At 70.8% G+C, this 23,643-nt stretch carries 9 protein-coding genes; 1 reads left to right on the plus strand and 8 read right to left on the minus strand.

Annotation, left to right across the window (positions count from 1 at the left end; all coding sequences use genetic code 11):
* Positions 1 to 57 precede the first annotated feature (57 nt).
* The 8 genes from D7V80_RS14650 to D7V80_RS14680 form a co-directional block, all read right to left on the minus strand.
* Entirely contained in the window at positions 58 to 12,333 is a 12,276-nt protein-coding gene (locus tag D7V80_RS14650) for a tetratricopeptide repeat protein (protein ID WP_120588749.1), read from the minus strand.
* 106 nt (positions 12,334 to 12,439) lie between these two features.
* Positions 12,440 to 14,173, minus strand: a complete 1,734-nt coding sequence (locus D7V80_RS14655) for a DEAD/DEAH box helicase (protein WP_199738630.1) — start codon at positions 14,171 to 14,173, stop codon at positions 12,440 to 12,442.
* Positions 14,140 to 14,337 carry a hypothetical protein gene (locus tag D7V80_RS42240; protein ID WP_199738633.1) on the minus strand — a complete coding sequence of 66 codons (198 nt, stop codon included), beginning with the start codon at positions 14,335 to 14,337 and terminating at the stop codon, positions 14,140 to 14,142. The genes D7V80_RS14655 and D7V80_RS42240 overlap by 34 nt, the downstream gene beginning before the upstream one ends.
* Positions 14,338 to 14,371: 34 nt before the next feature.
* The gene (gene cglE / locus D7V80_RS14660) at positions 14,372 to 15,010 is read right to left on the minus strand and encodes an adventurous gliding motility protein CglE (RefSeq protein WP_120588751.1); all 639 of its coding nucleotides are present in this window, start codon (positions 15,008 to 15,010) and stop codon (positions 14,372 to 14,374) included.
* A 115-nt stretch (positions 15,011 to 15,125) separates the two neighbouring features.
* Positions 15,126 to 17,111, minus strand: coding sequence for an adventurous gliding motility protein GltG (gltG, locus tag D7V80_RS14665; protein ID WP_120588765.1), 1,986 nt, complete (start codon positions 17,109 to 17,111; stop codon positions 15,126 to 15,128).
* Between the two features lie 84 nt (positions 17,112 to 17,195).
* Positions 17,196 to 17,456 (minus strand): adventurous gliding motility protein CglF, encoded by a 261-nt coding sequence (gene cglF, locus D7V80_RS14670; protein WP_014395388.1) that lies wholly within the window; start codon positions 17,454 to 17,456, stop codon positions 17,196 to 17,198.
* Positions 17,457 to 17,598: 142 nt separating this feature from the next.
* Positions 17,599 to 19,038, minus strand: coding sequence for an adventurous gliding motility TPR repeat lipoprotein GltE (gene gltE, locus D7V80_RS14675; RefSeq protein ID WP_120588752.1), 1,440 nt, complete (start codon positions 19,036 to 19,038; stop codon positions 17,599 to 17,601).
* Positions 19,038 to 22,625 carry a tetratricopeptide repeat protein gene (locus tag D7V80_RS14680; protein ID WP_199738641.1) on the minus strand — a complete coding sequence of 1,196 codons (3,588 nt, stop codon included), beginning with the start codon at positions 22,623 to 22,625 and terminating at the stop codon, positions 19,038 to 19,040. Before D7V80_RS14680 ends, gltE begins: the two co-directional genes overlap by 1 nt.
* Positions 22,626 to 22,919: 294 nt before the next feature.
* Here D7V80_RS14680 and D7V80_RS14685 point away from each other — a divergent pair, with 294 nt between their 5' ends.
* On the plus strand, positions 22,920 to 23,573 hold the full coding sequence (locus D7V80_RS14685) for a hypothetical protein (protein ID WP_120588754.1): 654 nt from the start codon (positions 22,920 to 22,922) through the stop codon (positions 23,571 to 23,573).
* The last annotated feature ends 70 nt before the right edge of the window (positions 23,574 to 23,643 follow it).

Genomic DNA, 23,643 nt, shown 5'->3' on the forward strand with positions numbered 1-23,643 from the left:
CTGCCTTGAACGCCTGCCTGCTTTCAACGCGTGAACCCTCGTTGAGGTCTGAGGGCCCTACTTTCTCACCTGGACCTCGACGTGTGTGCCAACGGCCACACGCAGCTCGTGCAGGTCCTCGGAGGTGGCGAACACCAGCAACTCCCGCAGCTTGGTGCGCGGGGCGACGCGGAAGGCGGACCCCGTCTCGCCCTGCACCATGCGGCGTACGGGCTCCAGCTCGCCCGCGGCGAAGAGGCCCGCGCGCGACGCGGTGAGCTCCGCGCCCTCCAGCCACGTGCGAACGTCCTGCGGCGTCGCCGTGGGCAGGTAGGCCCTCGCCACCTTCGCCAGGGCGGCCCGGTCCGGCTCGCTCAGGCTCTTCTGGAGCAGCTGCCGCTCCACGTCCACCAGCCGCGGATCCACCGTATAGCGCACGTTGCCCACCACCAGGCTGAGCGCCGCCTGCACCACGGCCTCCAACCGCTCGGGCGCGACACGCTGGCTGAACGCCAGCTCCGGACGCGCCAGCGCCAGGGTGCGACCCAGGAGGTAGTACACCTCCTTCTGTCCCTGCTCCGCGAAGTACTTGCCGCCCACACGCACACACGCGGGATGCGTCTGGAGCAGATCCACGTTCACGAGCGGCTCGGGGGCCGGTTCGTTGGAGCGCTTCGCCAGCCGCTCGCGCGTGGCCACGAGGAAGGGCGAGTACAGCTCCACCGCCTCCATGCCGAAGAGCCGCGCGACGTAGCGGTAGTGGTTGACGTGGTACTCCTGCGCCGTCGCCACGTCGATGCGGTGGCGCTTGGGCACCAGCTGGTACTGCGGGAAGGGCACCGCGTACAGGTGGCCGGCTTTCTCGAAGAGCAGGCCCAGCAGCTCCGACAGCGGCCCGCGCACCTTCGGGTGGAAGAGCGCGGTCTGCCACAGCCGGTCCGTCAGCGGACGCTGCGCCAGTTCCTTCTTCTTCGCGTAGGGCCCCAGCTTGGTGAGGATCTCCTGCTCGTCCTCGCCCGCCTCGCCCAAGAGGCCCGACACCGCCTGCGCGGCGAGCCACGCGGCGTCGTAGTCCTTGCGCACCGCGGACAGCCGCACCAGGTGGCCCACCACCTTGCGCGGGTTCTCCGTGTTCGGCAGCGCGCGGCGCAGCGCCACGATGGCCTCTTCCTCGCGACCCGGCATCTGGCCCGCGACCTCCGCGAACGTCTCCTGCATGGAGGCGTCATCCGGCAGGCCCTTCGCCGCGACGCCGTAGGCGGCCACCGCGCCTTCCGGATGCTTGAGCACCTGGAGGTACAGGTCGCCCAGCGCGCGCCACAGCGTCATGCGCGCGGGGTGCGTGTCCGGCGTCTTGGGCAGACGCGCGAGCATGCGGGTGTAGTTCTCCTCCAGCACCTTCCACTGGCGCGCGCCGCCGAGCATCGCCTCCAGCGCGCTGAAGGCCTCCACGAAGCGGTGGTCCAGGTCGAGCGCGGCGTTGAAGGCCTGCGTCGCGCCCTCCACGTCCTTCAGCTCGTCGCGGCGGATCTCTCCGAGCGCGAACCACACGCGCTTGGCCTTGTGCGGCTCCAGGGCGAGCGCGGGCAGCGCCAGCATGCGGCCCAGGATGTCCGCGGCCTTCTGGCCCTGGCGCGTCTCGCGCAGCAGCCGGTAGAGCGCGTCCATCACCTCCGGCGCGTCCGGCTGCGTCTTGAGGGCGCCGGTGAAGGCGTCGATGGCCATGTACGGGTCGTGCAGCTCGTCGCGCGCGATGCGGCCCAGCTCCAGGTAGACCTTGACCTTGGCCTCGCCCTCCAGGCTGTTGACGAGCTCCTGGCGCAGCTCCGCGGACTTGTCGTAGTTGCCCGCCTTGTCCATCAGCGTCACCAGCGCGCGCAGCGTCTGCTCGTGCTGCGGGTCGATGGCGAGCGCCTTCTCGAAGTGGTTCTGCGCGCGGTCCGTCTGGCCGAGCGCGGCGTGCACGTCACCCAGCTGCCAGTAGACCTCCACGACCTCCAGGTCCGTCAGCTCCTCGCGGTGGTGGATGAGGATGGTCTGGAAGACCTTGAGCGCGTCCTCGTACCGCCTCGCCTGCACCAGCAGGTTGCCGTAGCCCTCGAGCGCGGGCAGGTACGTGGCGTCCAGGCCGTAGGCCTTCTCGTACGAGGACAGGGCCTTGTCGCGGCGGCCCAGCTTCTCCGTCACGTAGCCCAGCCGGTAGAGCTGGCGGCAGAGGTCCTGCGCGATGGCGGGGTCCTTCTCCGCCATGGCCTTCTCCGCCATCTTGCGCGTGACGATGTCCAGCATCCGCTCCGCGGACGACCAGTCCTCGCGCGCGATGTAGACGTCCGCCAGCGGGCGCGCCGCCTCCAGGCTGTCCGGGACGTGCTTGAGCGTCTCCTCCCAGTAGGGCGTGGCCGTGTCGCGGTCCTCGCGCGTCTCCGCGTGGTAGCGCGCGACGTCCAGCAGGGCCTTGCCCTTGGCGGCCGGATCATCCGTCTGCTGCGCCTCCTGCAGCAGCGTCTGCTCGTAGCCGCTCCAGTCCTGCTCCTGCTCCTGGATGCCCTTGAGGGCGCGAATGGTGGGCAGGTGGCCCGGGTCGATGGCGAGCGCCTGCTGGTACGCGTTCCGCGCGCTCGACATGTCCGAGAGCATGTCCTCGTTGATCTTCCCCAGGCGGTGCCACAGCTCCACCGCCGCCGGGTCGCTGCCCACGACCTGCGCTTCCTTCTGGAGCATCTCCAGCGCGAAGGGCCAGTTGCCGCTGCGCTCGTAGAGGTTGCCCAGGGCGTGCAGCGCCTGACGGGACTCGGGGTCCGTGGCGAGCGCCGCGTGGTAGCTGTTCACCGCGCGGTCCACGGCCTTGAGGTTCTGGTACAGGACGTTGCCCATCTCCACGTACAGCTCCGCCTGCTCCTGCGGGCTGGTGGCGAGCGCGAGCTGCCGCTCGTACGCGAGGAGGAGGTCCTCCCACCGGGACTGCGCGCGGCGCAGCCGGATGAGCGACTTGATGGCCGACACGTTCTGCGGGTCGATGGAGAGCACGCCCTCCACGCACGCGTCGGCGTTGGCCGGGTTCTGGTACGTGTCCTCCCAGATGGTCGCGCTGCGGAAGAGGACGCGGACCTTCTCGCGGTAGTCCTGCGACAGCTCCAGCATCCGCTCGTAGATGGCGAGCAGGTCCGCCGGCTGGTCCAACCGCGTGTGCAGCCGCTCCAGCGCCTCCAGCGCCTCGCGGTTGTAGGGGTCGAACTCCAGCGCCATGCGGAACGCGGAGACCGCGGACTCGTCGTCCTTGAGGTCGCGCTCGTAGACGGTCGACACCTCCACCTGGATGCGCGCACGCTCCTCGTTGGACGCCGCGAGGTCGCGGGCCCGGAGCAGCGTGGTGGCCACGTCGCGGAACGCGTTCCCGCGCCGGTAGAGGTTGGTGAGGACGCCGAGCGTCTCCAGGTCCGGCTCCAGCTCCAGCGCGCGCAACAGGGCGCTGGCGGCCTCGGTGGGGTCGTCCAGCGTCTCGTCCCAGACGCGGGCGATCTCCTTGAGGATGCCCTTGCGCGCCTCGATGGAGCCCGCCGCCTCCAGCTTCTGCTCCAGCGCGACGACGTACTCGCGGTCGCGGCCGCGCCGCTGGAACACCGCCGCCAGCCCGTCCAGCGCGGTGGCGTTGGTGGGGTCGAACTCCAGGATCTTCCGGAACGCGGCCTCCGCGGCCTGCGGATCATCCAGCCGCGAGTCCTGGATGCGCGCGAGCGTGGCGTAGATGCGCTCCGCGAGCGGGCCGCGCGGCAGCTCGTCCGCGACCTCCTCGTAGACCGCCGCCAGCTCCTCGTGGCTGCCCGTCTCGTCCGCGAGGCGCTCCACCTCTTCGCGCAGCGCGTCCTCGGCCGCGTCCAGCTGCAGCGCGCGGCAGAGCGCCAGGAAGGCCACGTCCTTCTGGCCCAGCCGCTCCTCCTGCACCCGGGCGATCTCCCGCAGCGCCGCCATCTTCTCCTCGTCCGTGACGAGGTGGGGCATGTAGCGGTCCATCACCGTGGCGTAGGCGCGCCAGTCGTTGTTCGCGCGGTACAGCGTGCACACGCGCTCGTAGGCGGTGCGGTTGGCGGGGTCGAGCTCCAGCACCTTCTCCAGCGCGCCGGCGGACAGCTCCGGCTTGCCGCCCTGCCCTTCCCACAGGTCCGCGACCGTGAAGTACGCGGCGATGGCCGGGTCGCGCTCTTCGGCCGCCAGGTGCACCTGGACCTTGAGCTCCAGGGCGCGCACGGCGTCGTTCCACGCGCGCAGCGACACGGACAGCGCGTACACGCGCTCCAGGTCGGAGACAGAGTGCGGCTCCACCTCCAGCGCGCGGCGGGCCGCGTCCAGCGACTCCTCCCGCCGGCCCATGCCCGCGAGCACCTCCGCCATCCGCAGGCGGAGCGCCTTCACGCCGTCGCTGCTGTCCTGCAGCGGGATGAGGCGGCGCAGCACGCCCACCAGCTCCTCGCGCTGGCCCGTCTCGTCGTACAGCTCCCGCAGCGTGTCCAGCACGCCGCGGTGGCGCGCGTCGCGGTCCAGCGCCGCCTTGAAGTACGGCACCGCCGCATCCGGCTGCTTGAGCAGGCGGTACACCACGCGGCCCAGGCGCTCGTTGAGGCGCACCACCTCACGCGGATCCAGCGTGATGGCCAGGCGGCCCTCGAGCATCTCGCGCAGCTCCTGCGGACGGTCCGCGCGCTCGTACAGCGACTCCAGCGCGTTGAAGACCTGCTCGTTGCGCGGGTTCTTCGCCAGCAGCTCGCGGTACAGGTCGATGGAGCGGCCCAGGTCCGACAGCCCCTCGGCCGACACCTGCGCCATCTTGCCCAGGACGCGGTCCCGCTCGCTGCCGGTGACCTTGTCCGCCTGGAGCTTCAGGATGGCGTAGAGCTTCTCGGACGCGCCCGCGCCCTCGTAGATGCCCTCCAGCAGCCGTGCCGAGGCGAGGTGCGACGGATCCAACGCGAGGATGGCCTCGTAGGCCCCCGCGGCGCGGTCCGGGCTGTCCATCCGCTCCTGGTAGAGCTGCCCCAGGCGGAAGAGGAAGCCGATCTTGTCCGCGGGCTGGGTCGCTCCGGTGGCCAGCGCCTCCAGCACGCCGGCCAGCTCCGGCCACGCCTCCAGGTGCAGGTAGAGGCGGTCCAACGCGACGAGCGAGCTCTGCTGCACCGACGTGTGCAGCGTGCGCGCACGCTCGAAGTAGGACACCGCGCGGTCCGGGTCGCGCAGGCGCGTCTCCAGCACCTGGCCCAGCTTGAGGCACACCTGGGCCGCGTCGGCGGCCTCGGCGATGCGCGGCAGGGCCTCCTCGTAGAGCACCACCAGCTCGTCGTAGCTGCCCGCGACGTCGGTGGCGTTCTCCAGGCGGCGGCGGACCTCGCTGTCGTTCGGGTCTTCCTTGAAACCGCGGTAGAGCGCGAGGAAGGCCAGCTCGCCTTCGCCCTGCGTCTCGCGCAGCGTGGCCAGCTCGCCGAGCAACTGCTTGCGCTCGATGGCATCCGGCGACACGCCCACGCGCGTCTCAATCAGCTGCGCCAGCCGCGCGACGTCGCCGCTCGCGCGGAAGGCGCGCAGCAGCGTCTCCACCGCGAGCAGGTTCTGCGGCTCGCGCGCCACGATGGCTTCCATGCGGCCCACCGCGCCCGGGTGATTGGGCTGCATGGACAGCACCTCGCCGAACAGCGACAGCGCGCCCGCCTTGTCGAGCAGCTTGGACTCGCGCACCGTCGCCAGGCGGAACTTCAGCTCCAGGCCTTCCTCCGGCGGCATCAGCGCGATGCGCCGCGCGAGGACGTCCGCGAGCTCCGGCCAGCGCTCCTGCTTCTGGCAGAGGCTGTCCATGCGCGCGAGCGCGACAGCGTCGTCCGGCTGCAGCTCCAGGAGCCGCCGGAACGTGGCCAGCGCGCCCAGCGGATCCTTGAGCTGCTCCTCCTGCAACGCGCCAATCTGGTGGAGCACCGCCGCGCGCCGCGCCGGTTCCTCCGACAGCGCGAGCTGACGGCGCAGCACCTCCAGCAGCTCCGAGGGACGGCCCGTCGAGGCCACCAGCCGCGCGGTACCGTCCAATGCCTCGTTGTCCGTGGGCTTGAGTTCCAGCACGCGCTTCCACGACTGGAGCGCTTCCGCCGGCTCACCCAGGTCCACCTGCATGCGGGCGAGCGCGCGGTACAGCTCCGCGCGGGCCGCGTCGCTGGCCTTGGGGGCCACCTCGGTCAGCACCGCGCACAGCTCCTCGGGCGCCTCCGCCTTGTCCACCAGCTGGATGCACAGCTCCAGCGAGCGCGGGTCCTCCGGCAGCTCGCGCAGCGCGCGCGTGGCGGAGAGGAACCCCATCTCCGCGTTCTCCAGCGCGTTGGCGTAGATCTCCGCGATGCGGCGCAGGAGCGCGGCCCGCTCCTGCGGCACGGCCTCCGCGGAGGCGCGCGACTCCAGCATCTCCACCTGCTTCAGGTGGTTGCCCACCGAAGCGAAGATGGGCTCCAGGGCGCTCGCCGCGGCACCACGCAGCGGGCTCTCCGAACGCGCCAGCTCCTCCAGCGCGCCCACCGCGCCCGGGTGACCCGCGCGCCGCGCGAGCACCGCCTGGTACAGCTCCAGCGCGCCGCGCGGATCATCCAGGCGCGACACCTTGAGCCGGCCCAGGCGCACGCGCAGGTCGGACGCCTCTTCCTGCGCGTCGCGCGCGTCCGCCATCTGGATTTCGCGCTCGACGTGCTGCGCGAGCTCCGCCCAGCGCTCCATGTCCGCGAGCACGCGGCCCAGCAGCTTCAGCGCGTTGGCGTTCTCCGGCCGGCGCTCCAGCACCTCTCGGTACGCCTGCGCCGCCAGCGACTTGTCCGCAAGCGTCTCCTCGGCCAGGTGCGCCAGCTCGAAGAGCAGGTTGATCTGCGAAGACGCACTCGGCTCCGCGGCCACCTGCCGGCGCATGACGAGCGCCAGCTCCCGGTGCGCGCCCGTGCGGCGGTGCACGCGGGCGATGGCCTCCAGCACCGGCTTGTTCATCGGGTCGCGCCGGCTCACCTGCTCCAGCGCGCGCACCGCCAGGTCGTAGCGCTTCAGGCGGTTGTCGTAGATGGCCGCCAGCCGCCGCCACAGGTCGCCCGCCAGGGGCTCCGCGGGGTCGCGCTCCAGCTGATCCTCGTAGGCCGCCGCCACCTCCTCGAAGGAGCCCGAGTCCGCCGCGAGCCGCTCCAGCTCGTCGCGCACGCCGGCTTCCGCGGGCAGCTCATTGAACGCGCGCAGGCGCGCGACGAAGGCCAGCGACGTCTGGCCCAGGCCCTCGCGCAGGACGGCGATCTCCTGCAGCCGCTCCAGGCGATTCTCCGGCGGAACGCCCGGCAGGAGCACCTCCAGCACGTCCACCAGCTTCCGCGTGTCGTTGAGGCCGCGGTAGACGGGCTCCAGCAACCGCGCCGCCTCCAGGCGGGGCCCGTCGTGCGCGAGCAGGCGCTCCAGGCCCGCCACCACCTGGCCGTCGCCCGGCGACAGCTCCAGCAGCCGGCGGTACACCGGCAGCGCTTCCGTGGGGCCGACCTCCTTCTCCAGCAACTGCGCGCGGCGCAGCAGGTACGCGCGGCGCCCGGGCTCGTCCGGCGCGAGCTCCGCGAGCTGATCCAGCACGTCCGCCTGCTCCACGAAGTGGCGCGTCTTCGCGTACAGCTTGTCGAGCGCCAGCAGCCCCTCGGGCACCTTGCGGATCGCCAGCGCGGAGCGCAGGACCTCGATGGCCTTCGCGTCCTCGCCCGCGCTCGCGTAGGCCTCGCCGGCCTTGAGCAGCAGGCCCAGACGCGCCTCCGGGTCGGTGGAGAGCTGCGCCTGTCGGGCGTAGACCTCCGACAGGCTCTTGGCGTTCTGGCCCTTCTCGTAGAGCCGGGACAGCGCCTCCAGCGCCTGACGGTCCTGCGGCGCGTCCGCCAGCAGGTTCTTCCAGAGGCGCGTCGCCTCCTCGGGCTGATCCAGGCTCTCGCGCAGCTCCGCCGCGCGGCGCAGCAGGTCCAGCGTCGCCGGGTCTCCCGCGGTGAGCTCCACCGCGGTGCTCTCGTAGATCTCCGCCAGCACCTCGTGGCTGCCCGTGTCGCGGGCCAGCCGCTCCAGGTCCGGACGCACGCCTTCGCGGTCCAGGTCGTTGGCGAACGCCTTCACCGCCGACATGAACGCGAGCGACGGCTGCTGCATGTCGCGCTCGTAGATGCGGCGGACCTCTCCGGCGAGGATGATCTTCTCCACCGTGAGCGCGGACTCCATCCGCGTCTCGCGCAGCGCCACGCGGCGGGCATGGTCGCCCACCTGCTCGAGCACCTTGTCCAGCACCTCCAGCGCCGCGCCGCTCATGGGCACGGCCGCCTTCACCCAGGCCTCCAGCGCGGCCCTCGCGCCCGGGTGGCCGGGGTCCTCGGTGAGGATGCGCTTGTAGAGGCCCAGCGCCGCGTTGGCGTCGTCCAGCACCGTGCGCAGCAGCTCCGCCAGGCGGAAGGACACCTCACGCCCCTGCGGGCTCTGGCCCTCCTGGTTGCGCCGCAGCGTGAGCGTCCACGCCAGGTCCTTGGGACGGTTGAGGTCCGTGTAGAGGCGATCCAGCGCCGTGGCGGCTTCGCGCTGCGCCGGGTCGCGCTCCGCGATGGCGCGCCACGCGGCCGCCGCGCTCTCCTTGTCGGTGAGCTTCGCCTCGTGCAGCAGCGCGGCCTCGCGCAGGCACACGAGCTGATCCGCGGGCTCCTGGATGGCCGCCGCCAGCTTCTCCAGCACCTCCGCCAGCGCCGCCCACTCCTCGCCCGCGCGGTGCAACCGCTGCAACGCCCGCAGGCTGTCGAGGTTGCCCGGCTCCAGCTCCAACAGCGCGCGCAGCGCCTTCACCGCGCCGGGCCGGTCGTCGAGCTTCTTCTCCTGCACCTCCGCCAGCTCGCGCAGCAGCGCCGCGCGCGCGGGGCCCACGTCGCCCTCCTCCGTCAGCTCGGAGAGGATCTCCGCGAAGCTGTCGAGCGCGTCCGCGTCCTCCGCGGCCTGACGCGCGGCGGCCCGCAGGCCCCCGTCCGCCGGGGCCAGGCGCATCGCCCTCGCGAGCGACGCGAACGCCAGCTCTGGCTGCCGCAGGTGCGCCAGGTGCACCTGGGCCGCGTGACGCAGCGCCTGCACCCGCCCGGCGTCGTCGCGAGCCACCTCCGCGAGCACGTCCAGCGTCGCCACCAGCTTGCGGTGCTCCTTCGTGCGCTCGTACGCCGGAATCAGCGCGCGCGCCGCCGCCTCGCGCGACGGGCCCGAGGCCAGCATCGCCTCCAGCGCCGAGAGCGCGTCTGGATCCGACGGACGCTGCCGCAGCAGGTCCGCGTAGCTCTGCACCGCCTCCGCGCTGCCGTCCTGCGAGCCCTGCAGCAGCTGCGCACGGCGCAGCTTCAGCCGGGACACGTGGTCCGCGTCACCGGCCGTCTCCGCCAGACCGATCATCCGCGCCAGGGTGTCCCCCAGCTCGCGCTGCATGCCGGCCTTCTCGTAGAGCTCCGCGAGGCGCGGCAGGTGCCGGCCCTCCTCGCCACCATGCGAGATGGCGGACTGGAGCGCTTCGGCGGCCTGCTGCGGACGGCCCAGCTCCACGTTCAGGTCCACGAGCCGCAGGAGCAGGTCCAACCGCTCCGGCCCGCGCGTGGCGTGGATGCGCTTGCGCAGCAGCGTCTCCGCGTCCGCGGAGCGGCCCGCGCGCCCGTACAGCCGCACGAGGCGCTGGAGCACCTGCGGCGACTCGGGCGAGCGCGACACCGCGGCCTCCAGCGCCGTGATGGCCTCCGCCGCCATCCCGCCCTCTTCCGCCAGCACCGACGCCTCGGAGAGCAGCTGCACGGCGAGGATGGGGTCCTCGGACTCCGTCGCGAGCGTGCGCAGCACGCGGCCCAGCTCCGCGTGCGCGGACAGGTCGCGCGCCAGACGCGCCGTCTCCGAGCGCCCCGCCTCGTCCTTCGGCTCCTCGCGCACCATGCGCAGCCGCGTATCGAAGGCGGCGCGGCTGTCCGCGAGCTGCTTCTCGTGGATGCCGGCCAGCACCGTCAGCAGCCGCTTGCGCGCGGGCGCGTCCGTCGTGGCTTCCAGCTGCTGCTGGAGCGCCGCCACCTGCCGCTGGTGGTCACCCGTGCGGCCGTAGTGGTTCGCCAGGGCCTCGGTCAGCGCGACCGTGCGCACGCCTCCGGCAGCAAGGCGCTCCAGGCCACCCACCACCACGCCCGTGGACACGTTCTCCGCCAAGAGCGCGAGGAACAGGTCCGCCGCGTCCTCCTGGCGGTTCAGCCGCTCCGCGTACAGCTTCGCCTGCCGCGCGGTCCACTCGTTGCGCTCCAGCTGCGACTCGGAGAGCGTCGCCAGCTTCCCTGCCAGCGCCGCCGCCTCCTCGAACTTCGACAGCGCCACGCACAGCGCCTGCAGCCGCTGCACCGCCTGCGCGTCCTCGGGCGCCAGCTGCACCCACTGACGCACGAGCGGCTCCAGCTCCACGGGCGAGGCACCCGCCGCCTCGCGCCGGGCGATGTCCGTCTCCAGCCGCGTCTTCGGATCATCCGCCAGCGCCGCGGCCGCCTGCAGCGACTTCACCGCCTCGCTCGCCGCGGTGTCGCCCGGCGCGCGCGCGAGCACCTCGCGCCATGCCGCCTCCGCCCGCACGGGGTCCGCCAGCGGGCCCTGGAGCAGCTGCGCCAGGTGCCGCCACAGCGCCACCGCCACGGCCGGAGGCGTCGCGCCCTGCGCCGCGCGCAAGAGCGCGTGCGCCAGCGCGGGCTGCGCGTTGGCCTTCTCCGCGTGCTCCACCACCGTGTTGAGCAGGAGCGGCCGCCCCGGCTCCAGCTCCAGCGCGCGCGCCAGCACCTCGAAGGCGCCTCGCGCGTTCTCCTGCTCCTCGAACATCAGCGCCAGCGCTTCGCAGAACGCCACGCGCTCGCCGCGCGGACGCGGGGCGAGCATGGCCAGCTCCAGGAGCGGCAGCACCTCGTCCAGCTTCTCGTCCTCCGCCAGCAGGCGCGACAACTGGAAGGCCGCGAGCGCGTTGGTGGGCTCCAGCTTGAGCGCCGCCTCCAGGTGCTCGCGCGCCGCGTCCGCGTCCTGCAGCTGCTGCATGCACAGGTCCGCCAGGCGCAGACGCAGGCTGGCCTGCTGCGCGCGGTCCTTCACCGTGCCCAGGTAGCGCTCCAGCGTGGCCACCGCGTCCGCGTAGCGCTCCTGGCCCAGCATCAGCTCCGCCGCCAGGCTGGCGGCGTCCGCGCGCGACGCATCCGCCGCCACGGCCTTCTCGAAGGCGGCCAGCGCTCCGGCCGCGTCGTTCATCCGGCCCAGCTTCAGCGTGCCCACGCGCAGCCACAGGTCCACCTGCGCCGTGCGGTCGCGCGCCTCGCCCGCCATCGCCTCCAGCTGCGCGAGCGCCGGTCCGTAATCGCCCGCGCGCCCCGCCATCCGCTCGATGAGCGTGAGCGCTTCCGGCATGCCCGGCCACAGGAGGAAGCAGCGGTCCAGCGCCTCCTTCACCTTGGCGGCGGAGCCCGGGTCGTACCAGGCGAACAGCTTCGCCACGAGCAGCGACAGGCGTGCGGCGCTCTTGCGGTCGCGCTCCTCCAGCGACATGCCGCGCAGCATCCGCACCTTGTCGCGCCACACCTGCTCGAAGCGCTGCATCGCGCGGATGGCCTTGTCCGCGCGCGCGTTCTGCGGATCCAGCTCCCGCGCCACGTCCAGCACCTGCTGCGCCAGCGTGTGCTCGGTGGGGTCGTCCACCAGCCGCTCCGCGAGCGCGGCGTACTCCTCCGCCATGCCCGCGTCGCCCAGCGCGGCGCGCTCGCGCTGCAGCGCCTCGAACGCCGGCTGGAAACGCTCTTCGGACAGGAGCAGCTGACGCACGCGCCGGAACGTCGCGCGGTCCGGCTTCACCCGCGCCGCGCGCTGCAGGCACAGCACCGCGCGGTCGCGGCGGAAGAGCTTCTGCTCGTAGAGGTCCGCGGCCTTCAGGTAGTGGCCCGCGCTCTCCTCGCCCTGCGTCGCGGCGCCCAGCCGCTCCAGCACGTCCACCAACGACGACGAGTCCTGGCGGATCTCATGCAGGCGCTTGAGACCGCGCAGCGCGGGCATCGGGTCCTTGGCGACCAGCAGCGCGCGCTTGAGCAGGTCCTCCGCGCGCGGCGCGTTGCGCTGACGCTCGTGGGCCAGCTCCGCCGCACGGCACAGGAGGCGCGCCGCCTCCTCCGTGGGAACGTCCCGCGAGCGCCCTTCGTACAGGCGGATCAGCTCCTCGACACGGCCCGTCTTCTCCAGGGCCGCTTCGGTTTCAACGAAGGAGCGGTCGTCGGTCACACGCAGCGTGGGACGCGCAGGGGCGGAAGGCTGTTCCATGATGCTCGTTGGCCAAAGGGGGAATGAAACGAGGGCGCCAGCGGCCGGAGTGTACCGGCCGCGGGCGCCCCCGGGCAATCATGCAAAACCCGTCAACCGGCGGGAATTATTGGCTTTCTTGCTCGCCAGCCGAGGAAGCATTTTCCGTCGGCGACGCTGCGGATTCGGCGTCGTCAGCGGCTTCCGGCTGGCTGCCGGCGGGGGGCGTCGCGGGGGCCTCGGGGAGGGCCTTCGCGCGCTCCAGGCCAGCGCTGTCGTTGAGCTGCGTGTACAGGGCGATGGCCTTGTCACGCTGCTGCAGCTCCTCCGCGAGCTGCGCGGCGCGGGGCAGGTGTTCCCCACCGAGCTTCTCGTAGAGGGGCAGCGCCTTGTCCTTGCGGCCCGCCTGCGTCCACGTCTCCGCGGCGGCGGTGATGTCACCCAGCAGCTCCAGCCACCGGGCGCGGCCGGCGGGCTTCTGCTCCTGTTCGGCGCGGGCCAGCTCGCGCTGCGCGAGCTCCTTGGCCTCGTCCTCCAGGGTGAGCCGCTGCATGAAGTGGAACGCCTTCGGAGGAGGCAGGGGGCTCAGCACCTCCACTGCTTCCCGCCGCTGGCCCACGGCCACCAGCAGGGTCGCCGCGCCCAGACGGTCGCCGCGCTCCACCAGGGCCTTCACCTCCAGGCCGCGGATGCGGTTGGCGCTGACCAGGTCCCGGGCGCGCTCGTACGCCTTGCGCGCCAGGGTCAGCTTGTTCGCGCGCTCGTACGCGAGGCCCGCCTGGTCGAACTGCCGCGCGCGCTCGTAGAGGCGGGCGACGTTCTCGAAGTCGGCCTTGGCGACGTAGTGCTCCATGAGCAGCTCGTACGCACCGGCCTTCTCCAGCGTGGGGCCGATCTGCTCCGCGGGCAGCGTGCCCACGAGGCGACGGACCGCGTCGTTGTCCTGGCCGGACAGCGCCGTGCGCAGCGCGCTCTTCAGGTCACCGCCCGCCTCGAACAGCCGGGTGGCATCCGCGAAGCTGTTGTTGCGCTCGTGCAGACGCGCCGCGTCGCGCGTGCGACCCATGCCTTCCAGCTGGGTCGCCTGCTCCTTCCAGTCGCCCGTCAGCTCCGGCATCGGCGCGCGCTCGGGGCGCTCACCGCGCGGAGGACGCTCGCCACGCTCGGGGCGCTCGCCCCGGGGAGGACGGTCGCGCCGCTCACCGGCCGCGCCGCGCTCCGGGCGCTCGCCGCGAGGAGGACGCTCACCGCGCTCACCCCGGTCCCGGCGCTCGCCGCGCTCCGGACGGTCGCCGCGCGGAGGACGCTCGGCGCGCTCCTCCCGGGCAGGGGCCGCGGGCTCCGGCGTCGGCTCACGGCCGCTGAGCGCGAAGGCCGCCTGGGAACGGTCCGCGTCGCCCGCGGCGCGCCAGACACGACCCACCAGCGACATCACGTCCACCCAGCCGTCGTACTTCTCCTTCGCGGGGTCCACGGCCGGCTTCGCGGGGGCGGCCTCGGCGGGCGCGCTCCCTTCAGCCGGCGCGGCACCCTCGGCCGGAGCAGCACCCTCGGCCGGAGCAGCACCCTCGGCGGCCGGAGCCTCCGTGGGGGCGGCCTCGGTGGAAGCGCCTGCTTCCGGCGCCGCGGCTTCCGCGCCCGCTTCCGGCAGGGCCGGCTTGGACTGGCGCTGCACGCGCAGGAGCGTGGTGATGAGGCGGCCACGCGTGTTGAGGTCCAGGTCCTCCAGCGACTTGAGGTTCATGGTCCGCAGCGAGCGGACGATGGCCTCCAGCGGACCCTTCTCCGCCGTGAAGTCGTTCTTGGAGAGCGCCTTCTCCAGGACGCTCAGCTCGGCGATGACACGCTGGCCGGGCCCCACCGGGCCGGCGTCGCGATCACGGCCACGGCCTTCACCCCGGCCGCGCCCTTCACCCCGGCCACCGCCAGGACCGCCACGACCGCCGAAGCCTCCCGGTCCGTCACGACGGGGCCCCTGGCCCGGCGCGCCCCCGTTCGGACCGCGTCCACCCGGACGCGATCCACCGCTTCCATTCTCCTGAGCCACGTGAATCTCCCGCTAGAACGCGTAGCGAATGTTGGGCGCCACCGCGAACCCGAAGGCGCCCTTGGAGGCGAGGTAGTTCCCCACGACCTCCAGCCCCACCGAGAAGTGGCGCAGCCGCGTGTAGTACTCCACTCCGGGCCCGGCAAACACAAGAATGTCGGAATCAGGGAGGAGCTTCTTGGGAGAGAACATCGCGTAGCCCACGCCAGCGCGGGCGTAGATCCAGGTGCGCTTGACCTCCTGGCTGTCGGCTAAGCCCACCAGGCGGGCGCGCAGCACGGCGCCGGGCACCAGCATGGTGAAGTCACCGGACGCGGCGCCCTGCGAGTAGCCCACGTATTCGGCGCCCGCGCGGTTGGCGGAGCCCATGAAGAAGACGCCCAGGGACAGCCGCTCGCCCAGGTCCACGCCCAGCTCCACCTGGGCCATCTGGCCCGAGGAGAAGGGCCGCGGGCCGGAGTCCGCGGGCGGGTTGGTGATCCACGACGGACCACCGTACACGCCGAAGTACACACCGCGCTCGACCTCGTTGAAGGTCACCGCGGGCCGGTCCTGCATCGCGGAACCGGCGCTGGGGGTGTCCTGGGCGCCCGCCATCGCGGGAAGGAGGAGCGCGGCGCTCAGGGCAAGAGGAGCAAGGACTTTCTGCATGGAGGGCAGCCTGGTGGGGGGCAGTCCTCCCGCGGGGGCGGGAGGTTGAAGTGAAGAAGCGGGCAGCCCTGGAAACAGGACCGCCCGCGCGGGAAACGGATGTGTTGATTCTACGTCAGTCACCGGCCTGCTTGAAGATGAACGGGTAGGTGACGATCACGGAGCCTCCACCCTTGGGCTCCGGGAACTTCCAGGTGCGCACGCGGCCTGCCACGCAGGTCTCCAGGTCCGAGTTGCCCGCCGTGGACTGCGCGACGTTGGACGTGGCCACCGAGCCATTGGCGCTGATGACGAACTTCACGGAGACCTTGCCGCCCAGTTTGGGGAAGCGGTTGAGCAGGCTCTCGTAGCAGTAGCGGATCTGCCCGCGGTTGCGCTGGATGACCTGGCGGATGAGCTCCTTGTCCAGCGAGCCCATCACTTCCGGATCCGACGAGGTGATGCCCACGTCCACGCTCTGCTTGCCGCCGAGCGTGCCCACGCCGGTGCCGTAGCTGCCGCTGCCGCCGCCACGGCCCTTGGTGCCGATGCCGCCGATGCCGATGCTGTCACCGGTGCCGCCGCCGCCACCGCCGCTGCCGCGCAGACCCATGCCGCCGAAGCCGCCCGCGTCGCCCGCCTTGGCGCCGAACATGTTGCCCATGGCGCTCTTGAGCTCGCCGCCCAGGCCCGCCTTGCCGAAGATGGTGGAGATGCCGCCCTTGCCACCGCCGAAGATCTTCGCGGTGAGGGCGCGCGCCTCGTCCTTCTTGTTCGGGTCGCCCTTGGGCGCGGCGCGGTTGTTGGTCTTGGGCGCGTCCTTCTTGCCCATCTGACCTTCGTCGCCGCGCTGCTTCTGGGCCATCTCGCCCGACTTCTTCTCCTTCTGCTGGTTCAGCTTCTCCAGGAACTTGTTCTTCTGGGTCTCCGGAGCCTTGATGATCAGCTTCGCGATGCGCGCGTCGTTGCCCGCGAGCTCATCCGCGTACTCGTCCCCTTCCCCACTCTGGTTCATGGAGTGGATGACGAACGCGGTGCCGATGAAGAACATCACCAGGAAGATGTTGAGCGCCGTGTAGTCGATGTTCTCGCCCATCGGCACGACGACGCGCTTGGGCACCGGCTGGAACTGCGCCTCCAGAGTGAGGCCGCCCAGGTCCACCCAGACGAAGTCGTCCGCTTCCAGCGTGAGGCCGTAGGCGTCGCCGTCCTGGGAGGCCTTGCCGGACTCCATCACCGCTTCCAGGTCCAGCGTCTCGCCCTTGCGGGTGAGCTCGCCCTTCATCTTGCGCGCGAAGCGCAGGGTGAAGGACTGACCGTCGGTGCGCAGCACCTCGAAGGAGGGGGCGCCCAGCTTGGCGTCGCCCATCACGAAGTCCACGCCCTTGGCGCTGCCCACCGTGATGCCCTTCTTCGCGCCGGGGGGCACGAAGAACTCGCCCACGCGCTGGTCACCCCAGAGCAGGCGCAGCGACACGCCCTGCGGGCCGTTGGACTTCGTCTTGCGCACGGTGCGCACGCGCGGCGCGGCTTCCTGCTCCTCGTGCGCGTCGTCGTCCGCCGCCACGGGGGCCTTGGGGGCCCGCGCGGGCGCCACGGCGTTCTTCTGCGTGGGGGCGACGGACGCATCCAGCGCGGCGGCGGCGGGAGCCGGCGTCGCGGCGGGCGCGGGCGTCGCGGCCACCGGAGCCGGCGCGGCGACAGGCGCGGCCACGGCCTGCGCGATGGCGGCGGCGGGGGCCACCGGCGCGACGGTGGGGTTCTTGTCCGTGGGCGCGTCCGCCTGCGCGACGGCGGCGGCCAGGTTCACCGCGGCGACAGCGGCCGGGTTCTCCAGGCGGATGGTGGTGCCACCCACGCGGACCTCGTCACCGAAGGAGACCTGCCCCTTGTTGACGCGCTTGCCGTTGACGTAGGTGCCCTCGACGCTGCCCATGTCGATGATGGACATGGAGCCGTCTGCGGCAACTTCGATGACGGAGTGGATGCGGCTGACCTTGTCGTCCTCAAGGCACAGGTGCGCGGAAGAAAGACGACCAATCTTGATGATGTCGCGCTCGTAGTCCTTGGAGGCGACCAGCGTGTCGCCCTTGAAGACCTTGAGTGTCAGGGGTACGGCCATGGAGGGCTCCCGGTAGGCTTTGGCGCTCTTGGACAACGGTGCCGGCGGAAGGTTCCCGCCGCCGGTTCAATCCGTGGTGGGGGGTTACAGCTCGCCCACGGACTGCATCACCTTGTCCTCGAAGTCTTCGCGGATGCGGATGAGGTTGGAGTGCTTCACGGTCTTGCGCGCCTCGACGTACTCGCCGTCCGGCTTCGTGAGGTCACCCTCGATGGTGTCGTCCTCGAAGTCGACGCTGGTCGTCTTCTGCATCCTGGCGCCGCCACCCTCACTCTTGCCGCCTTCATCCTGGGCGAAGGCCGGGGCCACCGACAACGTCATGCACAGCATCAGCCACTTCCGCATCCTGCCTCCACGTGGGGCCTTCCCAAGGCCCACTGGTGTTTCCGCATGGTGGGCCCCCGCCATGGAAAGCGAGGGGCTCACAAGGTTCGCATCTTCCCGAGCCGCGCCGCCAGCGTGAAGCCACTGGCGGGCGTCTCCCACATCACAGCAGGTCGTCCGTAGGCTCGTCGGAGTCCACCGGGGCTGCATTCTTCTGGGCAGGGGCCGTCTGCGTGCCGCCCGCCGGGGTGGCGGCCGGCTGCTGCGCGCCCGTGCCGGAGGCCGGTGTGGCCTGCGGAGCGGTGCCGGTGCCGGACGCGGGCGTCGCTGCACCCGGGGGCGTCTGGCCCTTCTGCTTCGCCTCTTCCGCCTTCATCGCGGCCTGCTGCTGGGCCTGGAGCGCCTCCAGCTGCTTGGCCTGGGCCTCCGCGGCCGACGCCTCGCGCTTGGCCTGCACGATGCTCTCCGCCTCGCGCAGGAGGCCGAAGACAGGCGCTTCGGCGTTGAGCGCGACCTCGCCGCCGGCCAGCGCGACGTACTTCTTGTAGAGCTCCACCGCGCGCTCGGGAGCGTCCTTCACCTTGTGCAGGATGATGCCGCGGTTGAGGTACGTGGCGCCCAGGTCGGGGTTGAGCTTCTCCGCCTCGTCGTACTCCTGCATGGCCTTGTCGTACTGGCCCTGGCCCTTGAGCGCGATGCCCAGGTCCACGTGCGCGGCGGCGTTCTTGCCGTCCGACTGCAGGATGCGGCGCAGGTGCTCCTCCGCGCCGGGGAAGTCCTCCGCGTTGAGCGCCAGCTGGGCCAGCTCCACGTGCGCCGGCACGTAGTCCGCCTTGGCCTCCAGGGCGCTCTTGAACTGCAGGCGCGCGCCCTCCGTGTCCCCTTCCTTCAGGAGGATGAGGCCCACGGCCTGGTGCAGCTCCGGATCCGTGCTGTCCAGCTTCACCGCGCGCAGCGCGACGAGCTTCGCCATGGCCAGCTGCTTGCGGTCCAGGTAGCTGCGGATCATCACCTTGAGGGCGTTGGTGTTCATCGGGTCGCGCATGAGCGCGGCGCGAGACAGCTCCATCGCCTTGTCGTGGTCGTTGTTCTGCCGGTAGATCTCCGCGAGCCGCGCGCGCGAGCCCGCGTCGTCCGGGTAGCGCGTGAGCACGTCCTGGTAGAGCGCCACGGCGCCGGCCACGTCGCCGCCGTTCTGCTTCATGATGGCCAGGTTGTCGGACGCCTGCCGCAGGGACGGCTTCTTGGTGAGCGCGGCCGCGTAGCGGGCCTTGGCCTCGTCGGGCTTGCCCATGCGCTCGGCGATGACGCCCAGGTTGTACTCGGCCTCCGCCAGGTTCTGGTCCGCCTCCAGGGCGGCCTTGAACTTGCGCTCAAGCCCCGGGTAGTCGAACGCCTTGGCCTTCTTCTGCGCGTCGAAGGACTTCACCGCGTCATCGAACAGCAGCATGGCGCGGTTGGAGATGGAGACCGGGCCCGAGGCGGCGGCCACGGGCTTGGCGGCGGGCGCCGGGGCGTTGGTCTGCGTGGTGGAGCAGCCGACAACGGTCAGCGCCAGCGTGGCCAGCAGGAGGGGGCGGAACGGGTGCATGCGGCGATTCATTAGAGGAAGTCCTCCGGCTCCTGATCATCAACGGTCTTCTTGGGGGCGCCGTCCTTGGACGCGGCGGCGGGCTTGGCGACCTCGGACTCGGTCTGCTGGCGAAGCGCGTTCGTCAGCGCGGACAGGTCCTCGTTGAGCGCCTCGCTCTTGGCCTGCTTCTCCGGTTCCACCTTGGTGACCGGGGGCGGGATGTCCTGCACGGCGGCCAGGAGGTCGCCGCCCAGCACCAGCTCCTTGTTCTTCAGCGCGAGCTTCTCCTCCAGCACCTCCGGGTAGCGGTCCGGGGCGTAGGTGGTGCGGAGGATCTTCAGGCTCGCCGCGGCGCAGTCGTTGAACACGCCCAGCTCGCGGCTCTTGGCCACCGCGCCGGAGAAGGCCTCCGTGGCCTTGTCCTTGAGCGGCTGGGCCTGGTTGGCGAACTCGTCGCGCAGGGCCTGCTGCGACTCCTCGTCCAGGCCGCGCGGCATGGGCGCGTTCACGACGAGCTCCGCCATGTGGTCATACGCCAGGCCAATGCGCTGCAGCGCGCAGATGGCCGGCTCCGGGGCGCCCAGGGCCACGGTCTGCACGTACTTCTTCTGCACGACCTCCAGCGCGCGGCCCTTGTCGGCCAGCGAGCCCTTGAAGCGCTCCGGCGACGGCGGCACGCCCCAGTACAGCTTCAGGCGCTTGAACTCGTTCCAGTCCGGCTCGATGGCCAGCAGGTTCGCCTGCGCGGCGGCGGCGAGCGCCGGCTTCTCCAGCGCGGTCTGCTGACGGCGGGGCAGCTGGTCGAAGTACTCGAAGATGCGCTTGTTCATGCGGCGCACGTCGTTCGTCTTCTTCATCTTCGTGTAGATGTCGACGATGCGGCCCTCGGCCATGAGGAACTTGCTCTGGGAGCGCATGTTGTCGCGCTCGTACTCCTCCAGGAGCTTGATGGCCTTCATGTACGCGCCCTGCTTCACGTGCAGGTCCACGACGGACAGGAAGGCGGCCTCGGCGTCCTTCGACTTGGGCCACAGCTCGATGTAGCGCTCGCGGTTCTTGAGCGCGGCCTTCAGCTGGCCCAGGCCCTCGCGGTAGGTGGCAGCGTTGAACAGGGCGATCTGCGCCTTGGACTCGTCCCACTTCTGCACCACCGCGGGCTTCGCGGGGCCGTTGTCGTTGGAGGCCTGCTTCGCCTTGCCCCTGGCCTTGCTCTTCGCCTTCGCGGCCGGGGCGCCGCCCTTCTCGTTCAGGTTGCGCTCGTAGCCCTTCACGTAGAGCTCGTAGGTGCCCGCGGCCTCCTCGAAGTCACCGATGGCCTCCAGCGCCTCCGCGTTCGCGTAGATGGAGTCCGGCACGTACTTGGACCGGGGGTACTCCGCGAACAGGCGCTTGCGGACCTCGATGGCCTTATCCAGGCTCTTCGCCTTGTAGTAGTCGACGGACGCGTTGTAGAGCGCCAGGTCCGCGATCTCCGTCTGCGGGAAGTCGTGGACGAAGTTCAGGTACGCCTCGGCCGCCTTGGAGAACTCCTTCTTCTCCTCCAGCTGGCTGACCAGCTTGAACGACGACTGCTCGATCAGCTTCGCCAGGTCGTCGCGGAACTTGCCGGTGGCCAGCTTGTCGTTGGCGTAGAAGCGGCGGGCCCACTCGTTGACCTTCGCGAAGTCGCCCAGCAGGTTGTACGAGTCCAGGATGAGGTTGGCGGCGATTTCGGCCGCGCGCTGCCCGTCCTCGAACTTGTACTCGGGGTAGCCGAGCGCGATTTCGGAGAAGCGCAGCACCGCTTCGTCGAAGTGGTTGTGGCGGTAGTAGATGTTCGCCGCCTTGAAGGCGATCTCCACGCGCTTGTCGCCCTTGGGGACGTACTTGAGGTAGCGCTCGCACGCGTCGAGCAGCGACTTCTTCAGCGTGGGGATGGCGATCTTCTTCTGGATGTCCGTGCCGGCGGACTCGGACTTGGCCTCGCCGCGCGCTTCAGCGGCCTTCACGACCTCGTCGTATGCGAGCACGGCGTTGTAGGAGGCGTTGGTCAGCCACTTGCCCGGCTTGCCCGGCTTGGGCTTGCCCTTGTCGTCCTTGGCCTCCAGCACCTTGGCGTCCTGGAGGACGACGAGCGTGTAGTTGGCGGCGGCCTTGTCGAAGTTCTGGAGGTTGTCGTTGAGGAGTTCCGCCCAGAAGAAGCGCAGGTCGTACGCCTTGGGGTTCTCCGGGAAGAGCGTGAGGTAGTCGCTGTACACGGCGTCCGCGTACTTGAAGGTCTCCTCGCTGCGCGTCTTCTTGCCCTCGTTGTGCCAGGTGACGGCGAGGTTGGAGAGCGTGCGCTCGGACAGCTCCTTCGCCTCCGCGAGCGCCTTCTTGTCCTTGTCGTCCTTGATGACGCCGGAGGACTCGACGTCCTTCATGATCTTCACGAGCCGGCGCACCTGGGCCACGGTGCGCTCCTTGTTGCCCATGCGCAGGATGCAGTCGACGATCTTGCCCTGGAAGCCGGGGGCCTCCGGAGACAGCGGCTTCTCCTTGATCAGCGCGTTGAAGGTGATGGCCGCTTCGCGGTCCTTGCCGTCGCCGTAGTACAGGTTCGCGAGCTGCTTCATCATCGCGAAGCGGTCTTCCGGATTGGTGGCGACCTTGCCGAAGTCCGCGCGGGCCTGCGTCACGTCACCCTCGCGGGCGAAGGCGCGCACGTAGTCGCCGCGCGCTTCACGCACCAGCGAGCCCTTCGCCTTGGACTTGCCGTCCTTCTCCACGGCGGCGGCGCCCGCCAGCTCACCGTAGAGGACCACGGTCTTGTACTTGTCCTTCGCGGACTCGTACTCGCCCATGTTGAAGTAGCACCAGCCCTGCTTGTAGAGGGCGAAGGCGTAGACCTGGTTCTCCGGGAACTCGGCGGCCTTCTTGTACGCGGCCAGCGCCTTCTCCAGCTCCGGGCGCTTGCCCTTGGAGTTGTTGAAGTAGTACTCGCCGAAGGCGAAGTACGCGTCCGGGATGTACTTGGACTGCGGGTACTTCTCGATCAGGCGCTTGAACGCGACGAGCGCCTTCTTGTCCTGGCCGTCCTCCATCAGGTACTGGCCGAGGAAGAAGAGCACTTCGTCCGTGCGCTCGAACTTCGGGTACTCCTGGACGATCTTCGTGTACTGCTCGACGGCGTACTTGCCGTTCTCCTTCACCTTCGCCATCAGCTCCGCCTTCTCCGCCTTGGCCCTCTGCTGGGCCGCGGCGTCGTTGCGGTTCATGGCGACGATGAGCTCGTCGTCCTTCCGGTTGGCTTCGAAGAAGAAGAACTTCGACTCCTCCCAGTAGAGCTCACCCAGGCGGAACAGCAGGCTGGGGGCCTCCTTCTGATCAGGAGACAGCGAGATGATCTTCCTCAGCGATTCGATCTGTTCGCGGCGCTTGGAAGCGACCTGCACTTCCACGCCCAGGCGGAACTGATCATATTGAAGCGCGGGAGCGGCCTGCTGGGCTTCCTTCGGGCGCGTGATGTCGCCTGCGAGGGACTTGTCCACGGTGGTGGTGGACTTCTTGCCCAGGTCAGCGTCGCGCAGTGCTTTCTTCTCCTGGGCCGAAGCCATGGAAGTCAGGAGAACGAGGCAAACGAGTAGCGAGCGGCGCATGGTCTTCCTAGGAGCGGGGAACCGGCGTCCACGGATGCCTGCTTGCTTGGCAAGTGTCCGGGAATCTTCGGGAATTTCCATGAGGGGACTCGTACTATGCGCGGTTTGCGCAAGGCGGGTCAACTCAGACGACGGGACGTCCGCTCCGTCGGATAGCAGGCGGGAAAACTTCAATTTCGCTGTGCGCCGACACCGTTCCAGACAGCGACAGGAAGGTTGCACGGCAGGCCGCAACAGGTATGGGAAGCTGGCGGCTGTTCGTCTGGCCGCCCTGCCTGGAGTGGTTGTCGGATCATGAGTCTTCTGCCGGAGAGCGCCAGCTTCGAGGAACTGGTGCAGGACTACTTCCTCGCGGTGCGCGGCGCGGGCCTGATGTTGTCCGCGCTGGACACGGAGCTCGTCACCGCGTGGGCGCGGGAGGGCGTGCCCTTCGAGGTCGTGGCGCGTGGCATCTCGCGCTCGGCGGAGAAGGCGCTGTGGGACGCGCGGCCCGGGGAGCCGGTGCTGCGCTCGCTGCGCGCGTGCCGGCGCCAGGTGGAGACGGAGATCCGCAAGTACCGCGACCTGTCCGCGGGCCAGGGAGAGGAGGCCCCCCCGGCCACGTCGAAGAAGCGCCCTGCCCGTTCATGGGAGGAGGTGCGGCACGCGCGGTTGTGCTCGGCGCTGCGGGCGCTGACGGAGCGAGAGTCCGCGCTGGCGCCGCGGGTGCACCGGCTGCTGGACACGGTGCTCGCGTGCGTGCCGCGCGAGCCCGCCGCCATGGATCAGCAGGAGGCCTGGGCGCTGATGGTGCTGCTGCGCGCCCTGCCCTTCGCGGAGCGACGCACGGTGTGGCGAGCTGCGCGCACCGGTGAACAACAGCTGATGACCGCCCGCGCGCGGCGTGTGTCCCGGCGCTTCCGGCTCCAGGCGGCCGTCAGACGGCGGCTGGACATGAAGGAAACATGAAGGGTTGTCCTTCCCCTGCACGCCTGAACGGAGGTTCAGCAGGCTGACGGGCAGGGGGGACGGTGTTATG

The sequence above is a fragment of the Corallococcus sp. CA054B genome (assembly GCF_003611625.1).
GTDB classification, from domain to species: domain Bacteria; phylum Myxococcota; class Myxococcia; order Myxococcales; family Myxococcaceae; genus Corallococcus; species Corallococcus coralloides.